Raw genomic sequence first — 21566 nt, forward strand, 5'->3', positions numbered from 1 at the left:
CGCGCAGATGGCGCGCTGCATTAGTGTCTCATGACCGTTATTTTCTCAGTTCGTTAACTGAATTTTTAACAGTATTTTACGTTTTACCGTTACTTTCTCAGTTCGTTAACTGAGTTTTTAACGGTGTTTTACGTTTTACCGTTACTTTCTCAGTTCGTTAACTGAATTTTTAACAGTGTTGAGGCTGTGGATTATACCCACAGAATATTCATCAGCTTAGCTTTACACACTTTTTGGCCTATAACCCTACATACATTCGCAAAAGACACTTTTTAGAAAACGCACACATGAGGAAAGTAAAAATATTTTCAACTACACTATCTATTGATTATATCAATAGGTTACTTTTTAAATTTTTTAGCAAAACTTAAAAAAGTTCACTTGTTTTTTATTTCTTAAAAATGATATATTAAAAGTGCTAATTTTCAATAAGACTGGACTTGTTATCCAGTTTGATTGCTCAGCAGTTTTGATGATTATCACTGCAGGGGAAGCTTTCTAGCTTCCCCGTTTTTATTTATTCGTTGAAAATTAGGGTTATAGACAAAAAATTAGCTTCTACCATTCTTGATATAATTGTGTTCGCTCTGTGTGAGCTTGTGCCATCGTTGAAAATTAGCTTCTACCATTCTTGATATAATTGTGTCGCTGGCACCCAAATAGTACGATGCGTTGAAAATTAGCTTCTACCATTCTTGATATAATTGATTTACGCTGCCTAAGAGGCGTAAGTCTGTTGAAAATTAGCTTCTACCATTCTTGATATAATTGATTTACGCTGCCTAAGAGGCGTAAGTCTGTTGAAAATTAGCTTCTACCATTCTTGATATAATTGGCGCTAATAGTGAGTTCACTGCTCATTTTGTTGAAAATTAGCTTCTACCATTCTTGATATAATTGACGCCGTCCCTTTTCTTATACCCATCGAGTTGAAAATTAGCTTCTACCATTCTTGATATAATTGTGACTACGATTTTAGAGCTAAGAAAGGCGTTGAAAATTAGCTTCTACCATTCTTGATATAATTGATAATGCATGCGCGCATCAGTCAAGTACGTTGAAAATTAGCTTCTACCATTCTTGATATAATTGATTCCCGGAAACATTAATGGTCGACGTAGTTGAAAATTAGCTTCTACCATTCTTGATATAATTGTTGCATACGTTGGGATCCACGCACGCCTGTTGAAAATTAGCTTCTACCATTCTTGATATAATTGTTACAAGCAGGCTTTAGAAGAAAAGAAAGTTGAAAATTAGCTTCTACCATTCTTGATATAATTGGCACGGTATCGTACACCAATGTACGCGTTGTTGAAAATTAGCTTCTACCATTCTTGATATAATTGAGGTGCTACGAAATAACTGCGACGATATGTTGAAAATTAGCTTCTACCATTCTTGATATAATTGTTTTACTATCTTTAATACAGTTATCTATGTTGAAAATTAGCTTCTACCATTCTTGATATAATTGTCTAAACAGTATGTTACGCGAAACCTATGTTGAAAATTAGCTTCTACCATTCTTGATATAATTGGTATATCGTCAAGAATGGTAGAATTTCAACTATTATAAAACTTTTTACGATTAAAAAAGCATAGCGATATCTGGGGTTTCTTCTTTCTTTTCTTGCCTGGCATTGTAATAACGTTGCGCAGATGACCATTGATGATCACTGACATGTAAAATGCGTATAGATCCACGCGGCGGAAGATTATCCTTAATTATTTTTACTGAAGTTCTATTTCCTGTTTGAGTGGGACTATAACGAACATATACAGAAAATTGCACCATTGCATATCCCATATCAAGCAGCATATTGCGAAATACAGTTGCAGCATGACGCTCTACTTTTGTTTTCACTGGTAAATCAAACATTACTAAACACCACATGCCACCACTGTCCTCATCGACTTTCATAATTCACTCCTTACGAATTGTGGTACTTGAAATTCTTCCACGTCTTTTTCCACATAAATACCATATGATTGAGCTAAATCAGATAAGGCACTAGGAATCGTATGTCCAGAACCATTAAACTGTTGATTAACACTGTCGATTAAATACTTTTTAACTGCTTTATCATTTGGAGTATCTGAGAACGATAATTTTGAAACAGCATAATCAACAGCTGGTCTAAATGGTTCAATTATGTCATCTGCTAAGCAGAAATAATTGGTACCATTATGATGATTCATACCCATTGTTGGATTAAGGCCAGCAGATAGAACTGCACGAATGGAGAAACCACGCAACACCATGTAAGCATAGTCAAGTAAAGCATTCCTATCTTGGCCAGACCCTGGTTTACGATGAAAATCTTCTTCCTTTGGAAAAATACGTTTCCAATATTCACGAGCAGCTTGGCCTTCCCTATTCGTTATATCTCCAGAACGAACAGTATTAGATAGTCCTCGTAATAATCCACCTCCCTCTTTATTTAATAAATCGAGGCAAGCTGCTTGTCCACGTATTTTCGCGCGAACAATCTGAGCCCACGCTGCTTTTCTTCGAGGAACACTCATTGTTGCCTGAGACAATTGACGAACTGTAATTCTCGTAGGAACATTGGTCCACGAATGCATAGCACTGATAGGAACACACCGCCAATCACAGGTCATTACGCAAGTACCATATTCAGCACACTGATGAAGTAGACCTGCAGAACAATTACAATGCAGACCAATAAGTAATATTGCCGTTTCTGCTAGCGGAATTTCAACTTTCTGCTCTAATGCGTGATCACACACTAAAATCCTACCGCGAATATACCGTAATTCACCTTGTAAATTAGTGCAATCAATCACACGCCAAGCATTCTGCATAATTCCTCTATTCTCTATTCTCTATTTTCTCCAGTATCCCAACGCCAAGAAATAGGTAAATGCGAATGCGATGTCCAACGCACTTCACCTAACGCATTACGTCGAATAGTTGCTGTGTTATACTTGGCCAACACATTAACCGAAACACGCCAACCTTTACCAACTAGAATCTCATTAATAGATTTTTCATAAGAAGAATAATCAAAGTTATTGCGCTTGCAATTCGAATACAACTTGTCAATTCCTTCAGAAGAAATCATCGATGGTTTAAGTATCAAAGTTGTTTTATCGTCCGTACCCACAACCACCCAATGGTTATATGCTGCACAATTTGCTCCTATCTTGTTTAGGAATTCTACAAATGTACCTATATTTTCTGATAATTTAGCATGACTAAAATCAACGATAATCTCATCGCCAGGCACAAGATATCCGAGATAATTAGCATTATCTGTTTGCACAGCATGAGCGACTTTCGTATCAGCATATCTCATTGAGATAGATTGCTCAGGCAAATCACACGAGAATAAATCTTCATGAATATGTCTGTGCAAATCATTTTGAAATACACGAATCATTCCATAAGATTTTTTAATTTTCCCACTTTTCAACTTTTCAGAGCATTCATAAATACGTAGATGGTGGGTAGAATTACCAATCTTTGCAGAACCTTCTCGTACGAAAAGCTGCACTGCTTGTGCTTTGAAAAAAGTAATCGAATCATCAGCATTTAGCTTCTTATTATGCAACAGGATAGTTCTATTTGGATTTTTAGGAAGACCATTTTTTACATCATAATCAGGATTCCTTGTCAAAGCACAATAAAGTGCAGGAGTAGAAGCACGTCGGATTGTTTCACTGTCGATTTCATCACCGACATGCAACTTCAATAATGCATTTACCTCATATTGGTGAACAGAAGAATTACTGTATCTCAAACGAATAGAATTAACCACAGCAATACGATCAGCTCTCATTTCTTCATTAAGAAGTTCCAATAACACATTCATATGAACAGACCAATTAGCATATTGCTGATATCCTTGATCATTAGCCGTTGGATATTCTCTCCAATCAATACCACCAGGAACCACTTTATTGCCTTGCAATAACTGTGTTTCACGCAGATTGCATTTAATTGCAAGTATTTGAGCTATTCCTGGAGTCATCATTGCAATTACTGATGCATCAACTGCATGGTGGCGTCTATCAAAACGAGTTTTTCTTCTACCATCAAAGAACTCCAGTTTTCCGTCAATTCCAGACATTTTTCTTGCTATAGCAGTAAGAGACCCAGCATAAACTCCAACATTTGTTTGAGCTTTATTACTTATATCGGAAATACCATTGTTTGTTTGATAATTCTGCGAATTATAATACCAATCAATTCTACGATGCAATTCGTTTGCCATCCATGCAACCGATTCAATAGAACGATTATCGAACGCTTCATCACCAACCTTTTGCTTCAATCGAGCTATAACTTCTTTTTTGAATTGGCTAGCACCGCGTTTGTCGTATGAGTTAGGAGGGAAAATAAAAGCACGAACCCTATTAATAGCAGAATCTACACTAATATCATGATTCTTACAATATGTAGATTGCTCGCACCAAGTTGCAAAAGGAGTATTACACTTTTGCGCGTTACACGATGAGCAAGTAGCAACTAAATTCTCACGAGTATTCGTAGAACCTGGCCCCTTACGCGGAACAATATGGTCTAGCTCACAAGTATGATAAGTAATCTCCGAGCCACAATACAAACATTGACCATTCTGACGTTGAACAGCCTCATAACGGCGTATATCTGCATCTGAAATGGAATCATTCGTGCCCAAATGCAAAGAATTCCGCATCATTGCTTTAAGATTTTCTTTACCTTTGGTTCGTTTATCTAATAATTCCTTATATGAATTCGCCATTTTTTTAGATTTGAATCCAGAACGAACATGTTCAATATTAATACGTTCAGGATTACCCCAACGATTTTTAGCACTTATAAGGAATCGATGCACAATTTTCAATACTCGATCAACTGAAGGATTACCTGTTGGTTCTGCAATAGGAGCTTCAGCTGGATGCCAATTATTTGGTAAATTAAATAACTTTTTACGCGCTTCAAATAAATCATCATCAGTTTCAAGCATTTGTTTATTGAGCTTATCTAATGTTTCCAAACTATAAGCAGCACGACCATCAGGTAATGAAATATTTTCCAATGCCGCAATTTCTGTTTCATCCATTGAATCAATAAACGCTATTGCTGAACCGTATTTATCTTGATATTCAGGATTATCATGAATTGATTCTATGTCTACAGTGTTGCTCAATATCTCAATAAGAGCTTCTTTATCTTCTTGCGTACGATTAGCAGATAACCACCATTTCTTTAAAGATTCATCCTTCGCATAAATAATAGATAACTCACTATTCAACATTGGCGGACGATTACCAACAGATTCTCCATCTCCTATTTGTGATCCTACTCCACGCAACTTATAGCGTTCAATTCCTAGGCAATCAGCTACATCAATCCAAGTATATAATGGCGCTTCAGAGCCTTTCTCTTTTGAAGACTCATAAGTCGAAGTTGTTAATAATTTATAAACACTTTGCTTTTCTTCTATTGTTAAACAACGTTCTTTTGAATTTTCTCTTATGCGAAGATTAGAAATAGTAGATATGATTCGATATTTCTGAAACGCTAACGATGCCTTTAGTGCACGCTTACCCTTTCCTGTTATAGCATCCTTGCCAACACGATTTTCTGCAGAACCACGCGGAGATTTCGCATAAAAAACAGCATTAATAATCTGCTCTCTAACATACTTGTCATCAATATGTTGCACATTGAAAATATTAAGAATCTCAAGCATGCTGTCACTTTGCATTAGCTTACGTGGTAAAACAGGATCTAATGAGTTTGGATGATCTTCCTTTTTATCGTCTGTAGTTATACGTAAACGACGTGAGGGTTTACCTTGTTGTGATAAAAGATAATCGCGTACTAATTGCGCAGGGGTACAACCTTCACAACCTACTCCTGGCGCAAACTTTTCAATATTTTTTAGCAACTCATCGTAAAATTCAGAATACTCAGTCTCTTGCATCATTGACTTTATTGACTGATAAGGATTGCGCCAACCACGATGTCGAGCAATATGACGAATTGCAACACTTAACATTTGTTTACGTTGTTCTTCATCCGCAATATATTCATCAGCAAGTTTTGCACGAAAAATCCATGGAATAAACGAATCAGAAAAATCTAAATCCTTGTTTTCAACAACAGGCCAACCCAATGAATGCAATAGAAAATCAAGTTTCCGCAAACGACGTCTGCGCTGACGATATAATCTGCGCACACGCCGAGCAACACCAGAAATTGCTTTACGAGTATCAGATTCTTTTGCCCCATTTGGATCAATACCAGCATCATGAATAACACTCATAGCTTTAAGTATTCTTATAGGTTCCCCGTAACCATCCAAGCGAATTGCAGCAAGACCTACTGAATTTAAACCGACGTCAATGCCGATAGCATAAGAAATATTGCCTTCCATATATAAAATCATAATCAATTATTTATATAAATAAAATAAATATCTATAGATTTTCGCGTAATAAATATCTATAACATAGCATGAGCTTAATCACAAGAATGCCGCACTAACGACATTGCTAGAAATGTGGATTTGTTCTACGATGCGTTCGATGTTAAAGAAGGCGACGAGATGTGGCTCGACCCTGCTGAGCGCACACATTTTGGTAAGTCGCAAAACGCGCGTGATTGTAGCGCGTAGATAACGCATAAATAACGCGTAAATAATTTACTTATTGTAAAGAAACATAATGGGAATGCTACATTAGTAACATTCCATTGTGAATATATGGGGTTATAGGCCAAAAAGTGTGTAAGTAATAAGCTCATAGCCCTTACGACAGTAGGGCTAATAGTATATCGAATGTTGACTATTTCTTTAGGCTCTTGTGCATCGAAGCAAGAATGTATGAATATTTAAAACAATTCTGCTTGAGTGTTACTTTCTCAGTTCGTTAACTGAATTTTTAACAGTATTTTGCGTTTTACCGTTACTTTCTCAGTTCGTTAACTGAATTTTTAACAGTATTTTGCGTTTTACCGTTACTTTCTCAGTTCGTTAACTGAATTTTTAACGGTGTTTTGCGTTTTACCGTTACTTTCTCAGTTCGTTAACTGAATTTTTAACAGTATTTTGCGTTTTACCGTTACTTTCTCAGTTCGTTAACTGAGTTTTTAACAGTGTTGAGGCTGTGGATTATACCCACAGAATATTCATCAGCTTAGCTTTACACACTTTTTGGCCTATAACCCGGCAAGTGCGCAAGAAATACGAATAAACAAAAACGCCACACAGCTATTTAACTGTGTAGCGTTTTATTTGTGCCTCCGGTGGGACTCGGACCCACAAGCCCGTAAGGGCGTCAGATTTTAAGTCTGATGCGTATGCCAATTCCGCCACGGGGGCAACAGACACTTATTATGCCATATATTTCACTAAAGAACAACCTCAGCGTGTGGCGAGAACTTTACGACCTAAATCAAGCGTTATACCATCAAGCAAACCATGCTCGCTTGCAACGAAAGTATCAATTACTCCACCATGATCCTCGTATGCAGCTTTTGCTACGCGCTCAAGTACTCTACTCCACACAATTGCGCCTCCACCAACAACATCCACTCGTCCTGGATGTATAGTTGCGTAAGTTCTACGCAAATCGCGAGGCATGCGCAAGAAACGATCATTTACCATATATGCTTGTTCTAAGCCGATTTTTACACCATCTACAGCGCTATGATCATAATGCTTCAACCCCATTGTTAAAGCAGCCATGGTTGTAACTGTTCCAGATACTCCAATAATTGTACGAGCACGACCTACAGGAACAACCTTCAAAGCTTCATCAATATTCTTATCTACATCAGATACAGCTTCATCTATTTCTTCCTGTGTAGGAGGATCAGTGTGCAAATGACGCTCTGTCATTCGAACAGAACCAATATTCATAGAGTAAGCGGCAGTCACCTCATCAACGCTAGCATTTTTGCCATCTCCACCAAGAACCATCTCAGTGGAACCACCACCTAAATCAACAACAAGGTAAGGCGCTTGAAGCTCGCAACGAGATACAACACTTGTAGCACCTAAGAAACTCAAAGCAGCTTCTTCATTGCCGCTTATAACTTCAGGTTTCACTCCAAGCTCTTTAAGCATCATGTCTTCAAAAATCTCACGATTTTCTGCATCACGCGTTGCTGAAGTTGCTACAAATCTGATAGCATCGACAGGATTTTCTCGCAAAACTTTCGCAAACTCCTTTGCAGCTGCCTTCACTCTCTGCAAAGCTTCATCAGCAAAACGGTGAGTTTCGTCAATTCCTTGACCCAATCTCACAACTCTTAGCATACGAGGAACAATATCTTTCATACCATTCTCGTCTACTAAAGCTACTTTTAGTCTTATAGAATTTGTTCCACAATCGATTGCAGCAACGCAAGCCGATTTCATAGCATGCACCTTCTCAGTTTTATTAAAATGCAAATTTTCCATACCAGCATCGTCACTCCACGGTGTTGAGCAGCGACAAACTTTAGGATCAAACTCATCACTTATACACTCTAACGCAAGATCTCCAATAGGATTAATACCTTTACCCATAACAAGTGTTTGAGCTAGCAAAGCGTGCAAACATTTAACCCTAACAGGCATACCGCCGGCACTCATAGTACTAATATGCTCTTCACTATCTCCCAAAGCTACTGCGAGCGCGTGTCTGAAAGATAAATAATATTGATGAGCTTTTTCATACTGTTTCGCTAAACTCTCATCATTTTTTAGCATTTCGTTATACTTGCGCATAAGACCTTCGGCTTCTATATGAGATATAGCTTTTACTGCTTCAGGACTTGTTAAATAGCATGTTGTTGGAAATGGTGTTCCATCTTCTAAACATGGGCGAGTTATTACGGCTAATGGCCTACCGCATACGCATCTTGCTCCAACTGCTACCATTCCGCGCGGAAATCTTCCTAATTGTTTTTCTACGATATCGCGTTCTTCTTTAGTAGCCGGAGCATTTAGTATGCGTTTTACAATATCTTCAGGCGAAAAATTAGAGATCTCATAATTTTGTTTAGTTGCGTCATTGCGATTTTCTAACATTACTACTCCTGACTTACGCTTTTTGAACTCGGCTACAAATTTTAAGAACAGTTAATCTAGCTGCAATAGGCTAATTATTTTGAAGCACTTAATGTTTTTTCGTACTGTACACATTAGATAGTGACGCATTTTGACTTTCTATAATAGATTCTTCTAAAGCAGCAGCTGAAGAGCTATTATCGCTAGGCTTATCAATCTTGTGCATTTTATACATCAGATCACTATACCAAGGTAAAGGTTTGTGATTAGTGACTTCCACATTCCCTTGAGCATACTTATTTGGAGCTACTCCAGTAACAGCTTCAGGATGTTCTACTCTTACAGCTAATTCGTCTGGAAAAACAAAACCTAAACGGTCGCGCGCTTGCGTAGTAACGTAAGCTTTATCTTTCCACCTACCTACATCATTTAGTAGTGAATTCTTTCTGTCTTTTAAGCTTTGCTCATCTCTCTGCAATGCGTGAAGTTCAGCTAAGCTTAATGCATAGTTGCGAATCGTAGCAACAATCTCTATAGATCCTGCAGCTAAAATAATTATTGTTACTAGCAAGATAATCGGTCCAGAAAGAAATCGGCGTCGCTGCGACTGCGAATCATCTTCATCTGATGCTTGTGCGACACGACGCTTTCTTAAACTCATACCTTATAACCTACTTTGTGTATTCGACGTGATGCAAACTAAGATTTGCTTACATCACGCCTTATGCTCATTATTTAAACCAGTAGCTTCGGTTAATAACATCAACCATTTCAACTAATTGCTTTGTTTCTGCAATATCGTGTGCGCGAATAATACGACCTCCGCGCATAAACATTGCTGTTTCTGCTACAAGTGTTACCGGAAGACGATCTTCTTTATTTAGATTAAATAATATTTTGCCAAAACCTTTTCTAGATATAGCAACAAGTATTGGCCTTCTAAAACGATGCAACTGGTTTAGATTACGCATCATAGTGTAATCTTGCTTACCATCCGCAACTTTTGCATATCCGATTCCTTGGTCGAGAATAATTCTGTCAATCTCAACTCCACCTTCTGTAAGCATGCGCAGATTTTCGTCAAAGAATTTGCACATTACTTTCGTAAGATTGTCGTATTCAGTTTCTCTATTACTGTGCATTGTTACTAATCCAACTTTAGATTCTGCCATGAGTTTTACTTTTTCTGGATTATCGAATGCACGAACATCGTTTACTATATCAACTCCAGCTTCAATAGCAGCTTTCATCACAGGCAGCTTATAAGTATCTACTGCTACTGCAACTTGAGGATAATTTTCGTGAATGTATCGAATAGCAGGTATAACGCGCTGAATTTCTTCTTCTGGAGTAATTTCTACATAACCGCCAGGTTTCGTAGTCTGCCCGCCTACTTCAATAACGTCTGCTCCAGCTTCAACTATTTCTTCGATATGATTTTTTACTTCTTCTTCAGTCTGATATTTTCCACCGTCATAGAATGAGTCTGGCGTGATATTTAAAATCGCATAAACTATCGGCTTGTCAAGAGTATCAAAGCAGAAGCGACCAGCTTTCCACACTATTGCATTTTGTTTTACTATCTCACCTACGCTCTCTATTAGTTCATTATCTTCATGCCATTCTTTCTCACACTCTTTCATAAAAGTTTTAAGAGCGATTAATGGTAGTATAAATTTTACAGATTTCTCGTTTTTCTCTACTGAAGTATCGAAATGATCAAGAAAATCAGTAACTTTTTGCATATCACTTTCTGCAATATTTTCCCATTCGCACAACAATTCTTGCTCTTGAACGAGCTTTTGCTGCAAAACAAGTTCTGAAATATTTCCACAATTTCGCTCAATATGATTGCAAGCTGTTATTTTCATTATCTTGTCTTTCTTTTTAAAATTTGTTTATTTTGCTTATTTTGCTTATTTTTGATTTATTAGCGATGTTTATTTAAACGGTTTCAAAATTACTTAAGTTCTGTTACTCGCAAAATACTTCGCTACCATAAACTGGTTTAACCCAATTGGTATCGCTAGTCTCTTCTAGTTTTTTCTGTATAAGCTCATGATACGTAGAATCGTCTTCGCTAATTTCAAGTAAAGGAAGTAACACAAATCGGCGATTATCTCTTTCTTTATGTGGAATAGTAAGATTTTCGCTTCTAATATTCTGCCCACCAAAATCAATAATATCTAGGTCGATAGTTCTAGGCCCCCATCGAACTATTCTTTTTCTGTGCAAACGCTGTTCAATGTCGTGTATTAAATCTAATAATTCAAAAGCTGTTAAATCAGTATCTAAATGCAATCCTATGTTGTAAAAACTGTCTTGAACAACACCACCAACTGGTTCAGTTTCATAAACTGACGAAACTACGATGTTACTAATATGAGCATTTTCTCGCAATAATGCTACTGCTTTCTGCAAGTTGAGAAGCCTATCCCCAATATTTCCTCCAGCGCTTATGTATGCTCTAGTTTTCATTTATCCCCCAATCGTAGAAATTTTTTCACGTAGTTAAACAGTATATATCAGGCTTATTATAGACTCGCACGAGCAAATAAACAGAAATAAGTAGAAGTTACAAAAATACGAAAAGCCACTGTCTGTTAACTCGCTTAATTAAACGAATTAGAAAACAGTGGCTTTTGCTATTAAATTATTTAAAAATTAAAAATTGCAATCAGTTAGCCATCGATTTAGCTTTACTCAAAATAGTATCCGCTGAATGCTGCAATTTTTGTAATTCTTCCTCATTGAGATCAAGCTGGCAGCGTTCAACAATACCTTCACGACCAACGATTGCAGGATAAGAAAGATAAGAATGATATTCCTCGCGATAGTTAGAAACTGGCATCTGTTCCTTTGAATCAGTCATAACAGCATTAACCAGGCGAACTGCCGCAGCAGCAATACCGTAGTTGGTGTATTTCTTTCCGTAGAACACGGTGAAACCGCCTTCGCGAGTTTCATCATCAACAGCATCCAAGTCGATGTTCTTTTCTTTAGCAAGCTCAGTAATTGGCTGCTCTAACACTTTCACTGTGGACCATGCAACGAACTGTGAATCACCGTGCTCGCCCAAGCTATAACCCTTAACAGCCTTAGGATGAACTCCGAAGAACTTTCCTACAGCACGATGCAAACGAGCAGAATCAAGAAGAGTGCCAGTACCAATAACTCTTTCGTAAGGAAGACCAGTAGCTTCCTTGTAGAGCTGGCAAATAGCGTCGCAAGGATTAGTGATATCGATCAGAACGCCATGGAATCCAGATTCCTTGATCTTTGCACCAACTTCAGCCACTTCGTTACGATTATATTTAAGTTCAGCAAAACGGTCTGGGTGAGGAACATCCAAGAGCTTAATATGACCTAACGCACTGACTATAACTTCAACATCCTTCAATGCTGCATAGTCGTTTACAGTAATGTTCACATTGAAAGGAAGATTATCCATTGAGTCTTCAAAATCAATAGCATCAGCCTTAACTTTAGCTTCGTTATTGTCGTAAAGATACAAATCATCAACGTGACCGCCGATTATAAGCTGATGAGCTACAGCAGCACCAACATTACCCATACCAATAACTGCGACTTTTCTCATATTAAACTCTCCTTAGTTTTGGTTTTTCACAAAATTAGCACTAAAGAGCTGAGAATAAAAGTAAAATCACAAAAATTTTTACTGAATTTCGAAAATTTTCTTGAAAACTTCTTAAACTTTTCGCATAAAACTAGCTAAAACACGCGTAAATATTCCACTGATATCTGCTATTGAAAGCAAAAAATATTTTTCCAATACGCGCGTGTCTCTTATACGCTTTTTGATTTACAACCTCATAATCGTCATAACTCGGAATAACACGACATTCAACACAAAACATAATTACAAACAAAAACGGTCAGCCACGAACGCGACTGACCGTTAAATAGAACTAGCTAAAAGTATAAAGTTACTTCATATACTTCTTGCAAGCCTTGAATGCGCTGTAACCAGCATACTGAGCGGTAGAACCAAGCTCTTCCTCAATCTCAAGCAAGCGGTTGTACTTAGCAATACGCTCGCCACGAGCAGGAGCACCAGTCTTAATCTGGCCGGTGTTCTTAGCAACAGCAAGATCAGAAATGGTGGTATCTGGGGTTTCACCAGAACGGTGAGAAACCATGGAAGTGAAGCCATTCTTGGTTGCAAGCTCAATAGCGTCGAGGGTTTCAGTAACGGAACCAATCTGGTTCAACTTCACGAGCAAGGAGTTAGCTGCTCCAAGCTCAATACCCTTAGCCAAACGCTTTGGATTGGTGACGAGCAAGTCATCACCAACGAACTGCAAACGATCACCAAGACGCTTGGTAATCTCTGCCCAATCATCCCAGCCTTCTTCCTGGAATGGGTCTTCGATGGAAACGATTGGATACTCGTTGATGAGCTTCTCGTAGTAATCAAGCATGTAAGCAGATTCGCGCTCTTCGCCATCGAAACGATACTTACCAGTTTCCTTGTTGTAGAACTCAGAAGAAGCAACGTCAAGAGAAATACCAATCTGCTTGCCTGGCTCGTAGCCTGCAGCTTCGATTGCATCCATGATGTACTTCAAAGAATCCTCGTTGGACTTCATCTTTGGTGCGAAGCCACCTTCATCACCAAGACCAGTAGCCAAGCCTTCCTTCTTCAAAACATTCTTCAAGGTGTGATAAACCTCAACGCCAGCGCGAAGAGCATCACTGTAAGTTGCGAAACCGTAAGGAGAAATCATGTACTCCTGAATATCGGTTGCGAAGTCAGCGTGAGCACCACCGTTCATGATGTTCATGTTTGGTACTGGAAGAATATGACCGTTAGTACCGCCAATGTAACGGTACAAAGGAAGCTGAGCAGACTCAGCAGCCGCGTAGAGAGCAGCAAGGGAAACACCGAGAATAGCATTTGCGCCAAGCTTACCCTTATTTGGTGTGCCATCAAGCTCAATCATGGTCTCATCAAGAGCGCGCTGATCGGTGGCATCCATGCCAATAACCTTAGGAGCAATAACTTCATTTACTGCTTTTACAGCTTCCAAGGTGCCCTTGCCTTGATAGCGGGACTTGTCACCATCACGACGCTCCCAAGCCTCAGCCTCACCAGTCGAAGCACCAGAAGGCACTAAACCAATGCCCTGAGCGCCATCTTCAGTCTCCAAATAAACCTGAACAGTAGGATTTCCACGGGAATCCAAAATTTCGCGTGCATATACGCTTTCAATAGCTGCCACAACTACTCCTTATTGCTTATTGGTTGTGATAACAGTATTAAGATTAATGCGTTTTATGGACGTTCCACACACTGAGCTTTTTAATACATTAACTTTGAATATGAAATATAAAAATTAACAAAATTTACCAAATATAGTATTTTGTCCACGCCCAAAGGCAATAATAACAGCATGGCACGGGGTGCGCTTAACACTGTGATGAATAAATAAAGTTTCAATTAAAACTACACAATTTTCTCACCGCTGTTACGCGCTGAGAATATACCCGTCGAACCTGATATAGCTAATACTATCGAAGGGAATGTCTCATGCATAAGCATTGTATTTTTAAGCACTTAGCTAGCGTAAAAGCGTGGCTTTCAACAGTTGCAATTATCTTTGCTTGGTATGTTATAACCCTTACTCCTAAAGATGATCGCGCATTGCCATCACCAATGGAAGTTATACAAGCATTCCAAGATTTATACAACGAAGGCATACTATTGCCATCGTTAGCAATAAGCATTGCTAGAGTCGCAGAAGGCTTGTTACTTGGTATTGTTATTGCCGTTCCAGCTGGAATACTTTCTGGCGGAACAAAATTAGGCAACACTATTCTTAATAAACCAAGTCATATGATACGTTCAGTACCATTTCCAGCATTAGCACCTCTCCTAATAATCTTTTTAGGAGTAGATGAGCTTATGAAAATAGTACTTATAGCAATAGGCGTATTTGGCCCTATGTACGTAAATATAAGAGATGGGGTTAGAAATATTGATCCTCGTCTTCTTGAATTAGCTGAAGCCTATCACGTAAAACGTTTAAAAGTTTTTACAACTATTCTTTTACGAGGTACTCTTCCTAATTTTATGACTGGCTTACGTTTTGGCATATCGGTTGCGTGGGTTGCTTTAGCTACTTGCGAAACTGTAAATTCCTCAATAGGAATTGGATATATTCTTTCGAGAGCTCAAGAATTCTTCAGACCAGATCAAATGATGGCTTGCATAATTCTGTACGCTTTTGCTGGCTTAGCTTCCGAAATAACAGCAAATATTTTCGAATATATTCTTATACCAAATCGCAGGAATAGTCGCAAAATCTCAAGCAGAACATTAAACACGAAGGAGTAATGAGATGAATAAGCTCACTAAGACTTTTACTATAAGAAGAGTAGCTGCAGCACTGTGTGCACTAGCAACTACAGTAGCACTAGCATCTTGCGGATCTTCGCAAAAATCTTCATCTTCTGCAAAAGGTGGAGCTGGAACTATGCGAGTAGCGTATCTTTCTACAGCAAACTATTTAACAACTCTTAAGGATGAGAAATTCTTAAACGAAATATTCGGCAAAGATAAGGTAGTGTATACAGGCCCTTACACTCCTGTTGACGGTTTAACTGCTGTTATGGGAGGAAGTGCAGACGCAACAACAACCGGAACTGGTCGTTTTATTGATCTTATTGCAGAAGGTCAGCCTTGGGTTGCTTTTGCACTCGAATATTATAATGGAGATTCTCAAGGAATTGTTGCTTCTCCAAAGAGCGGAGTAAAAACTCTGAAAGACTTGTACGGTAAGAAAGTTGCTATTATTCACAACGGAGATACCGGCGATTACATGCTTCATCGTGCTTTCGATAAGAGTGGACTTGACGTTTCTAAAGTTCAAAAAGTTGAAATGAATCCTCGAAACTTCCAAGCTGCTTTTACTTCCGGCCAAATCGACGCTATTTCTTCATTCGACCAAAATCTCGCTGCTGCAATGACAACACCAGGTTCAAAGTTGCTTGTTAATGCTAAAAAATATGGCAATATGAACGTAACTATACATATCGTTTCTCGTAAGTTCGCAAAACAGCATCCAGATCTAGTTAAGAAGATGTACAAAGCTTTAGTAAAAGAAGCAGAAAAATCTCATAAAGAAAAGAATGTTATAGGCAACGCTTATAAGAAACTTGGTGCATCAGAAGCAATTATTAAACAAATCGAAAAGTTTGATAACCCAACTATTAAACCAATTGACGCAAAAGGCTTAGAAATGATGCAAACTCAGGCTAAAGAGTACGTTAAGTACGGTCTGATTAAAGCTGCTCCTAAGAATCTTGCTGATTCGGTTATGGATTGCAGCAAATAAATTAAAAGTTTAAGTAAGAAGTAAGCGAGATAGAAGTGTTAGAGCGTAAATCATTAGAAAAACAGCAAGAACCATCTAAATTTAATTCTTTAGATGATGATTGTCTTGTGGATCTCAAAAATATTAGCGTAGTTTTTGACAACACTAATCAGATTTTGCATAACATTAATTTCACAATAAACAAGGGTGAATTTGTGAGCCTTATTGGTCGTTCTGGCTGCGGCAAAACAACTTTACTCAAAATTATATCTGGCTTACTTACGCCTACTAGCGGTAGCATAAAAGCCACAGCACAGCAGGCAATCGGTTTTCAAGATGCTAGACTCATTCCCTGGATGAGAGTTGGAAACAACGTAATTTGGGGAATGAGCGGCAAAAAACGAGAACTTAAGGATCTCGCTTCTCACGCACTATCAATAGTCCAGCTTGACGGCTATGAGCGCAAATGGCCGTCGCAACTTTCTGGCGGACAAGCTCAACGAGTTTCATTAGCTCGCGCTCTTGTACATAATCCCAAACTACTTCTTTTAGACGAACCTTTCGGCGCACTCGATGCTTTAACAAGATTAGATATGCAAAATATGCTCGCAGATCTTCGCAGCAAACACAATTGGACAGTCGTAATGGTTACGCACGATATTGCTGAAGCAGTACGACTTTCAGATCGCATACTTATGGTTAAAAATGGTGCTATAGAAAAACAGTGGGATATCGACAGAAATAATCTGGATGAACAGAATCGTCCAATAAAACATAGTGAAATAGAGGACGAACTGCGAGTAGCGTTACAATAACAGCAATTACAGAACGCGCGTCATTATATACTGTTTTATACGCTACTACTTTATACGCTTTTATACGCTACTGTTTTATAGATAGCGAAGCACTAAATCGCAGTTCCATGTTCGTCGAGACGCGGATTCCTTTTAGAATTGCTAAAGCTAAAGAACAATCCAAATACGCCCAAAGCAAACAGAACAGAAACAGTAATAACAAGCGCAATCGGCTGGCTAGGCAACCACATAATCACTAAGAATGCAAGCGCAGAAAGTAAAAGCACAGCCCAAGAGCACACGCCAATAACTTTGCGCACTTTATTCATGGTTTCATCGCCAGATTCAGTACGACGCGTATTCGTAGCAACTCTTTCTTCTTCTTCAGTTACGCTAGATGAAGGTTTCCACTCACCATTTTTTCTTTCAACAAGCTTGCGCGAACGCTCTTGTAAAGCGTATTCATCAATCATTCCGCCGCGAGCGCGACCTTTTGTATCATCGTATTGTGAAGGAATTCCCCTACGATTTTGCCTGGCTTTTGCTCTACGCTCTTTACGATTTGCCATGATCATTCCTTTCCACATTGAATTTCAAATATTACGCTTTTACGACACAATAAGCACTATTTTAGCGCACAGTCAGACCGTCTTCACACGCGTCTACGATTTTTTCTATTAATAAATCGTTGAGCAACCTACCCTTGCGCGTTGCGATAATGCGATTTTCGTGCAACATTGCCAAATCTTCCTTACATACTTCACGTAACACTTTTTGCAAATGCAAATCATCGAACAACTTATTAGTTCCGCGCATCTTTCCGCACAATTGCGAAATATTAAGGCCTTCTTTAATACGAAGCCCGAGCATTACTTCTTCTATGAGAGCATCTTTTGCGTTTATGCACTCGTAGTTTTGCCAAGGAACATTCCCAGAATTAATCGCATGAGCCCAATGTTTTGGATGCAAAATATCCCATGATCGAAGATTATAAAACTCGTTTGGATTAGCTAAAGAAGCGTCCATCTCCATACTTTGTTTACTAATGTGATTTACAGCATTGTAGTGAGAATGCGCTCCAGGACCAATTCCGGCCCAATCAATATTTTGCCAGTATCCAAGATTATGACGAGACTCAAAACCCTGGCGCGCCCAATTAGAAATTTCGTACCATTCTAAGCCAGCGGAATTAAAAAGTTCGTCTGCTATCTCGTATTTTTGAGCTTCATCATCATCGTCTGGAGATTTAATAATTCCTTTAGCGATTTGACGACCCATTTTTGTACGCGGCTCTACCGTTAGCGCGTACGCGGAAATATGGTTAACGCCCAGACTTAAAGCCATTTCTACTGACTTTCGCCAATCGTCTAAACTCTCCCCTGGAGCGCCATAAATCAAGTCAACACTTGAATGCAATCCGCAAGCATTCGCAGCATTTACTCCGCGAGTTACGTTTTCTGGAGTATGAGTACGGTCAAGAGTTTTAAGAACATGCGTAACAGCAGATTGCATTCCAAAAGATATTCTTGTAAATCCGCCTTCTGCAAGCGTCTCAATATACTTTTCGTCTGCAGTGTCTGGATTTGCTTCAGTAGTTATTTCCGCCCCAGTTTTAAATCCCCACAAGTTACGTATTTCTTGCAAAATTCGCACTAGATCTTTCGCTTTAAGAACTGTTGGAGTTCCGCCGCCGAAGAAAACAGATTGCGCTTTAGGCTCGAAAATCCCGTGATATTCCTGCCATTTTTTTACAAGTTGCATTTCACGAATCGCAACATCAGCATAGCCTTCACGACTAGCGCCTTCTCCTAAATCGAGCGCAGTATACGTATTAAAATCGCAATATCCGCAACGTCGCAAGCAAAATGGCACGTGAACGTACACTTCAAAAGGAATGATTGAACGCGAATCTTCACTGGTCTTGTTCGATTCAAAATTCAATATAAGCCTCAGCCTTCAGACTTTTGCGCTGCACGAATCTTATCTTTAGTGTCTCTGTCGTTTGCGCTCTCATCTGTAGCCAAAGCCGCAACGAATGCCTCTTGAGGTACTTCAACATGGCCTAGCATCTTCATGCGCTTCTTACCAGCCTTCTGTTTTTCAAGAAGCTTGCGTTTACGCGTAATATCGCCGCCGTAGCATTTAGCGAGCACGTCTTTTCGAAGAGCACTAATAGTTTCGCGAGCAATAATTCTAGAGCCGATTGCAGCCTGAATTGGAATTTCAAACTGTTGACGAGGAATAAGTCCACGAAGCTTCTTAGTCATCATAACGCCGTAAGAATAAGCCTTATCGCGATGCACGATTGCACTAAAAGCGTCAACCTTTTCTCCCTGAATAAGAATATCAACTTTCACTAAATCTGCAGACTGCTCACCATCCTCGTGGTAGTCGAGAGAAGCGTAACCTTTTGTGCGACTTTTAAGCTGATCGAAGAAGTCAAAAACAATTTCTGCAAGAGGAATTCTGTAATGCATTTCCACGCGGTCGGCACTAATGTACTCCATTGTGCCCATTTCTCCGCGATGATCCTGGCACAAATCCATTACAGAACCAATAAACTCTTTTGGCGCAATAATATCGGCAGCAACCATTGGCTCAATAATGCGCTTAATCTTACCTTCTGGAAACTCGCTAGGATTTGTTACGTGATGCTCTTTACCATCTTCGCTAGTAACGTCGTAAGTTACGTTAGGAGCAGTGGAAATAAGATCCAAACCAAACTCGCGGCTTAAGCGCTCGGAAACAATCTCCATATGAAGAAGACCTAAGAATCCGCAACGGAAACCAAATCCCAACGCAACAGACGTTTCTGGTTCGTAAATAAGAGCCGCATCGTTAAGTTTTAGCTTGTCGAGAGCATCTCGAAGATCTGGGAATTGCGCGTTATCAATTGGGAAAAGACCTGCGTAAACCATAGGCTTCGGATCTCTATATCCTTCCAAAGGCTCAGATGCGGGGTTCGCAGCGCTAGTAATAGTGTCACCAACTTTAGATTGGCTCACGTCTTTTGCGCCTGTAATTACGTATCCTACTTCTCCAGCTCCAAGAGCCTTAGTCGGAGTCATATCTGGGCTAATAACACCGATTTCAATAGGATCGTGCGTCATACCAATGCCCATCATATGCAATTTTTCACGCGACTTAAGCTCACCGTCAACCATACGAATATATGTGACGATTCCGCGATACGAATCGTATACTGAATCAAAAATAAGAGCACGAGCAGGAGAATCAGGGTTTCCTGTTGGAGCTGGAACTTCCAATACGATTTGGTCAAGAAGATCTTTTACACCTTCGCCGGTTTTACCAGAAACACGCAACACGTCCTCCGGCTTGCAGCCAATTAAACCAGCTATTTCTTCAGCATGCTTATCTGGTTCAGCACTTGGCAAATCAATCTTGTTAAGAACAGGAATAATTGTTAAATCGTGGTCAATTGCCATATAAAGATTAGAAAGAGTTTGCGCTTCAATTCCTTGAGTAGCATCTACCAACAGCACAGCACCCTCGCATGCTGCTAGCGCGCGCGAAACTTCATAAGTAAAATCGACGTGACCAGGAGTATCAATCATGCCGAGAGAATACTCTTTGCCTTCAAAAGTCCAAGGAACACGAACAGCCTGAGATTTAATAGTAATGCCGCGTTCCTGCTCGATATCCATGCGATCCAAGAAACGGTCTCGCATTTCACGCTCTGGCACAATTCCTGAAAGCTGCAAAATACGGTCTGCCACAGTGGACTTGCCATGATCTATATGCGCAATAATGCAGAAATTGCGTATCAACGATTGATCCGTAAATCCTGGCTGGTTATGCGGTGTAATCAAAGCAAATATCTCCTTTTAAGACTAACGAGCAATCAAATATGCGAAAAGCATTGCAAGTAAATAATATTACCAACTCGACTACCCTACTGTAATATTGGTACCTACTGTGATATTGGTATTTTTCACAACAAGATCAAAATAAGATTATAGTAGATAAAATAGTTTACTTTTAAAATGTGATTATTTGTGATTACTTGCGTTTATTTGTGATTACTAAATAATAAATAAACTGTAATATAAACATAAAAATAACTCATTTTATCCAATAATCCTGGTATAGTTTTCATTTGTATGTCCTTATATAGCAAACATCGTTTGGAGTAACAGTGGCAAACATCAAGTCGCAGAAAAAGCGCGTACTTACCAACGAGAAGGCGCATAAGCGTAACGTGTCCGTTAAGTCGGCTCTTAAAACCGCTATCCGTGCTACTCGCGAAGCTATCGCCGCGGGCGATAAGACTGCAGCAGAAGCTGCTTTCGCAGTCGCCTCTCGCAAGCTTGACAAGGCTGCAGGTCGTGGCGTGATTCACAAGAATCAGGCTGCAAACCGTAAGTCCGGTCTTGCTGTAGCGATTAACGCTCTGTAAGGTTTTG

The 21566-nt window shown here is 39.2% G+C and carries 16 protein-coding genes, 1 tRNA gene, 1 pseudogene, 1 CRISPR repeat array and 1 riboswitch; of the genes and pseudogenes, 5 read left to right on the forward strand and 13 right to left on the reverse strand.

Features of this window, described 5'->3' with window-relative positions; genetic code table 11:
• Nucleotides 1–543: 543 nt before the first annotated feature.
• A CRISPR array of direct repeats spans nucleotides 544–1541; the repeat unit is 36 nt; unit sequence GTTGAAAATTAGCTTCTACCATTCTTGATATAATTG.
• Between the two features lie 50 nt (nucleotides 1542–1591).
• The 3 genes from cas2 to cas9 are packed head-to-tail and all read right to left on the reverse strand — an operon-like array spanning nucleotide 1592 to nucleotide 6404.
• Nucleotides 1592–1924 carry a CRISPR-associated endonuclease Cas2 gene (cas2, locus tag ACPFYS_RS01020; RefSeq protein ID WP_004108445.1) on the reverse strand — a complete coding sequence of 111 codons (333 nt, stop codon included), beginning with the start codon at nucleotides 1922–1924 and terminating at the stop codon, nucleotides 1592–1594.
• A complete protein-coding gene (gene cas1, locus ACPFYS_RS01025) occupies nucleotides 1921–2829 on the reverse strand; it encodes a type II CRISPR-associated endonuclease Cas1 (RefSeq protein ID WP_427877044.1) in 909 nt (302 codons plus the stop codon). Before cas1 ends, cas2 begins: the two co-directional genes overlap by 4 nt.
• Before the next feature lie 14 nt (nucleotides 2830–2843).
• Nucleotides 2844–6404, reverse strand: a complete 3561-nt coding sequence (gene cas9 / locus ACPFYS_RS01030) for a type II CRISPR RNA-guided endonuclease Cas9 (protein ID WP_427877046.1) — start codon at nucleotides 6402–6404, stop codon at nucleotides 2844–2846.
• 84 nt (nucleotides 6405–6488) lie between these two features.
• Here cas9 and ACPFYS_RS01035 point away from each other — a divergent pair.
• Nucleotides 6489–6632: pseudogene (locus ACPFYS_RS01035) on the forward strand (M13-type metalloendopeptidase); the annotation flags it as partial.
• Nucleotides 6633–7253: 621 nt separating this feature from the next.
• On the opposite strand, the gene ACPFYS_RS01040 reads toward ACPFYS_RS01035, so the two are convergent.
• The 7 genes from ACPFYS_RS01040 to eno form a co-directional block, all read right to left on the reverse strand.
• Nucleotides 7254–7337, reverse strand: a tRNA-Leu gene (locus ACPFYS_RS01040).
• A gap of 42 nt (nucleotides 7338–7379) precedes the next feature.
• Nucleotides 7380–9032 (reverse strand): DUF501 domain-containing protein, encoded by a 1653-nt coding sequence (locus tag ACPFYS_RS01045; protein ID WP_427877048.1) that lies wholly within the window; start codon nucleotides 9030–9032, stop codon nucleotides 7380–7382.
• Nucleotides 9033–9120: 88 nt separating this feature from the next.
• Entirely contained in the window at nucleotides 9121–9672 is a 552-nt protein-coding gene (locus ACPFYS_RS01050; protein WP_427877050.1) for an FtsB family cell division protein, read from the reverse strand.
• A gap of 70 nt (nucleotides 9673–9742) precedes the next feature.
• Nucleotides 9743–10882, reverse strand: coding sequence for a dihydropteroate synthase (gene folP / locus ACPFYS_RS01055; RefSeq protein ID WP_427877052.1), 1140 nt, complete (start codon nucleotides 10880–10882; stop codon nucleotides 9743–9745).
• Between the two features lie 103 nt (nucleotides 10883–10985).
• The gene (folK, locus tag ACPFYS_RS01060) at nucleotides 10986–11489 is read right to left on the reverse strand and encodes a 2-amino-4-hydroxy-6-hydroxymethyldihydropteridine diphosphokinase (RefSeq protein WP_427877054.1); all 504 of its coding nucleotides are present in this window, start codon (nucleotides 11487–11489) and stop codon (nucleotides 10986–10988) included.
• A gap of 199 nt (nucleotides 11490–11688) precedes the next feature.
• On the reverse strand, nucleotides 11689–12609 hold the full coding sequence (locus ACPFYS_RS01065) for an L-lactate dehydrogenase (RefSeq protein ID WP_427877055.1): 921 nt from the start codon (nucleotides 12607–12609) through the stop codon (nucleotides 11689–11691).
• 349 nt (nucleotides 12610–12958) lie between these two features.
• A complete protein-coding gene (gene eno, locus ACPFYS_RS01070) occupies nucleotides 12959–14254 on the reverse strand; it encodes a phosphopyruvate hydratase (RefSeq protein ID WP_004106847.1) in 1296 nt (431 codons plus the stop codon).
• A gap of 167 nt (nucleotides 14255–14421) precedes the next feature.
• Nucleotides 14422–14573: riboswitch (TPP riboswitch) on the forward strand.
• Between eno and ACPFYS_RS01075 the strand changes: the two genes are divergently transcribed.
• From ACPFYS_RS01075 to ACPFYS_RS01085, 3 genes are all read left to right on the forward strand, one after another.
• Nucleotides 14563–15369: an ABC transporter permease gene (locus tag ACPFYS_RS01075; RefSeq protein ID WP_427877058.1), complete on the forward strand. Its 807-nt coding sequence runs from the start codon at nucleotides 14563–14565 to the stop codon at nucleotides 15367–15369. Its footprint overlaps the riboswitch before it by 11 nt.
• A gap of 4 nt (nucleotides 15370–15373) precedes the next feature.
• Nucleotides 15374–16369: an ABC transporter substrate-binding protein gene (locus tag ACPFYS_RS01080; protein WP_427877060.1), complete on the forward strand. Its 996-nt coding sequence runs from the start codon at nucleotides 15374–15376 to the stop codon at nucleotides 16367–16369.
• Between the two features lie 35 nt (nucleotides 16370–16404).
• The gene (locus ACPFYS_RS01085; protein ID WP_427877062.1) at nucleotides 16405–17163 is read left to right on the forward strand and encodes an ABC transporter ATP-binding protein; all 759 of its coding nucleotides are present in this window, start codon (nucleotides 16405–16407) and stop codon (nucleotides 17161–17163) included.
• A gap of 92 nt (nucleotides 17164–17255) precedes the next feature.
• Here the strand turns inward: ACPFYS_RS01085 and ACPFYS_RS01090 are convergent, their stop codons facing one another.
• The 3 genes from ACPFYS_RS01090 to lepA form a co-directional block, all read right to left on the reverse strand.
• Nucleotides 17256–17711 (reverse strand): tripartite tricarboxylate transporter TctB family protein, encoded by a 456-nt coding sequence (locus ACPFYS_RS01090; protein WP_427877064.1) that lies wholly within the window; start codon nucleotides 17709–17711, stop codon nucleotides 17256–17258.
• A gap of 61 nt (nucleotides 17712–17772) precedes the next feature.
• Nucleotides 17773–19083, reverse strand: a complete 1311-nt coding sequence (hemW, locus tag ACPFYS_RS01095) for a radical SAM family heme chaperone HemW (protein WP_427877066.1) — start codon at nucleotides 19081–19083, stop codon at nucleotides 17773–17775.
• Between the two features lie 8 nt (nucleotides 19084–19091).
• Complete coding sequence (gene lepA, locus ACPFYS_RS01100) at nucleotides 19092–20972, reverse strand: translation elongation factor 4 (RefSeq protein WP_427877068.1); 1881 nt, start codon at nucleotides 20970–20972, stop codon at nucleotides 19092–19094.
• 326 nt (nucleotides 20973–21298) lie between these two features.
• On the opposite strand from lepA, the gene rpsT reads away from it, so the two are divergent.
• The gene (gene rpsT / locus ACPFYS_RS01105) at nucleotides 21299–21559 is read left to right on the forward strand and encodes a 30S ribosomal protein S20 (protein ID WP_427877070.1); all 261 of its coding nucleotides are present in this window, start codon (nucleotides 21299–21301) and stop codon (nucleotides 21557–21559) included.
• Nucleotides 21560–21566 lie beyond the last annotated feature (7 nt).

It is taken from the genome of Gardnerella sp. 2492 (genome assembly GCF_050320365.1).
Taxonomy (GTDB): Bacteria; Actinomycetota; Actinomycetes; order Actinomycetales; family Bifidobacteriaceae; genus Bifidobacterium.

Coding starts and splice junctions, on each gene's coding strand:
- cas2 (WP_004108445.1), bottom strand. CDS start 1,924: ATGAAAGTCGATGAGGACAGTGGTGGCATGTGGTGTTTAGTAATGTTT.
- cas1 (WP_427877044.1), bottom strand. CDS start 2,829: ATGCAGAATGCTTGGCGTGTGATTGATTGCACTAATTTACAAGGTGAA.
- cas9 (WP_427877046.1), bottom strand. CDS start 6,404: ATGATTTTATATATGGAAGGCAATATTTCTTATGCTATCGGCATTGAC.
- ACPFYS_RS01045 (WP_427877048.1), bottom strand. CDS start 9,032: ATGTTAGAAAATCGCAATGACGCAACTAAACAAAATTATGAGATCTCT.
- ACPFYS_RS01050 (WP_427877050.1), bottom strand. CDS start 9,672: ATGAGTTTAAGAAAGCGTCGTGTCGCACAAGCATCAGATGAAGATGAT.
- folP (WP_427877052.1), bottom strand. CDS start 10,882: ATGAAAATAACAGCTTGCAATCATATTGAGCGAAATTGTGGAAATATT.
- folK (WP_427877054.1), bottom strand. CDS start 11,489: ATGAAAACTAGAGCATACATAAGCGCTGGAGGAAATATTGGGGATAGG.
- ACPFYS_RS01065 (WP_427877055.1), bottom strand. CDS start 12,609: ATGAGAAAAGTCGCAGTTATTGGTATGGGTAATGTTGGTGCTGCTGTA.
- ACPFYS_RS01075 (WP_427877058.1), top strand. CDS start 14,563: ATGCATAAGCATTGTATTTTTAAGCACTTAGCTAGCGTAAAAGCGTGG.
- ACPFYS_RS01080 (WP_427877060.1), top strand. CDS start 15,374: ATGAATAAGCTCACTAAGACTTTTACTATAAGAAGAGTAGCTGCAGCA.
- ACPFYS_RS01090 (WP_427877064.1), bottom strand. CDS start 17,711: ATGGCAAATCGTAAAGAGCGTAGAGCAAAAGCCAGGCAAAATCGTAGG.